Raw genomic sequence first — 1,373 nt, 5'->3', positions numbered from 1 at the left:
ACGGCCACCCCGTCAACTGGCCCATCCCTCGGAACAGCCAACACATCGACCTGCCCACCTACCCCTTCCAGCACCAGCGCTACTGGATCAACCCCATCCCCGACAGCCGGACGAACCTCTCCGGCGCAGGTCTGGCCGCAGCAGGTCACCCGCTGCTGGGGGCTGCTGTGGAGCTGGCGGGCACGGACACGCACCTGTTCACCGGCCGGATGTCGCTGCAGAGCCATCCCTGGCTGGCGGACCACGCCGTGGCCGGCACCGTCCTGCTTCCGGGCACCGGCTTCCTCGAACTCGCCCTCCAGGCCGGCCACCACGTCGACTGCGGCACCGTAGAGGAACTCGCTCTCGAAGCACCCCTGATCCTTCCTGAACGGGGCGGGGTGGACGTGCAGCTGAACGTGGGTGCACACGACGAGTCGGGGCGGCGTGAGCTGACCCTGCACTCCCGCGCGCAGGACGCCGGCAGTGATGAGCCGTGGACCCGGCACGCCACCGGCACCCTGGCCCGCGTGGAGAAGTCCCCGCAGCTGGACTCGGACCTGACCACATGGCCGCCCGCCGGGGCCGAACCGGTGGAGACCGAGGGCTACTACGACCGGCTGGCCGAGCAGGGTTACGGGTACGGCCCGGCCTTCCACGGCATGCGTGCGGCGTGGCGGCGCGGTGACGAGGTGTTCGCCGAGGTCGTCCTGCCGGAGGAGGAGTCCGCCGAGGCCGCGGACTACGGCATCCACCCGGCGCTGATGGACGCGGCGCTGCACGCGCTGGGCCTGGGCGTACTGCCCGCGGCGGGCGAAGGCCGGGCGCGGCTTCCGTTCTCCTGGAGCGGTGTGACCCTGCACGCGGCGGGCGCTGCCGCGCTGCGGGTGCGCGTGGCTCCGCTCGGGGACGCCGAGGACACTGTGTCGGTCACCGTGGCCGACCCGGCCGGCGCGCCGGTCGTCACGGCCGAGTCGCTGGTCGTACGGCCGGTCGTCACTGCGCAGTTGGAGGCAGCCGGTTCCTCCGTGAACGACAGCCTGTTCCGCGTGGACTGGGTGACACCCTCCGCGGCGTCCTCCCCCGTCGATGCGCGGCGCTGGGCGGTCGTCGGTCCGGACCCACTGCAGGTGGGGCGGACGCTGGAGGAGACCGGTGCGACGGTCTTCGCGACCGACGACCTGGACTCCGTGGCCACGCTGGACACCGCTCCGGACGTGGTGGTGATGCCGTACGCGCCTCAGCAGGACGGCACCGACAAGCACGCCGCGCGGGTCCATGAGGTGCTGTACGGGGTACTGGGCCTGGTGAAGGAGTGGCTGGCGGAGGAGCGGTTCGCCGACTCCCGGCTGGTGCTGCTCACCCGCAACGCCGTCGTTACCTCACCCGAGGAC

At 72.1% G+C, this 1,373-nt stretch carries 1 protein-coding gene; it reads left to right on the top strand.

Features of this window, described 5'->3' with window-relative positions; translation table 11 throughout:
- On the top strand, positions 1-1,373 hold a 1,373-nt coding region (locus ACF1GV_RS42575), incomplete at both ends, for a polyketide synthase dehydratase domain-containing protein (RefSeq protein WP_391692542.1).

It is taken from the genome of Streptomyces sp. NPDC014006 (assembly GCF_043088925.1).
GTDB lineage: Bacteria > Actinomycetota > Actinomycetes > Streptomycetales > Streptomycetaceae > Streptomyces.
The sequence above is the reverse complement of the archived record's forward strand: the minus strand, read 5'-3'. Positions and strand labels throughout refer to the sequence as shown.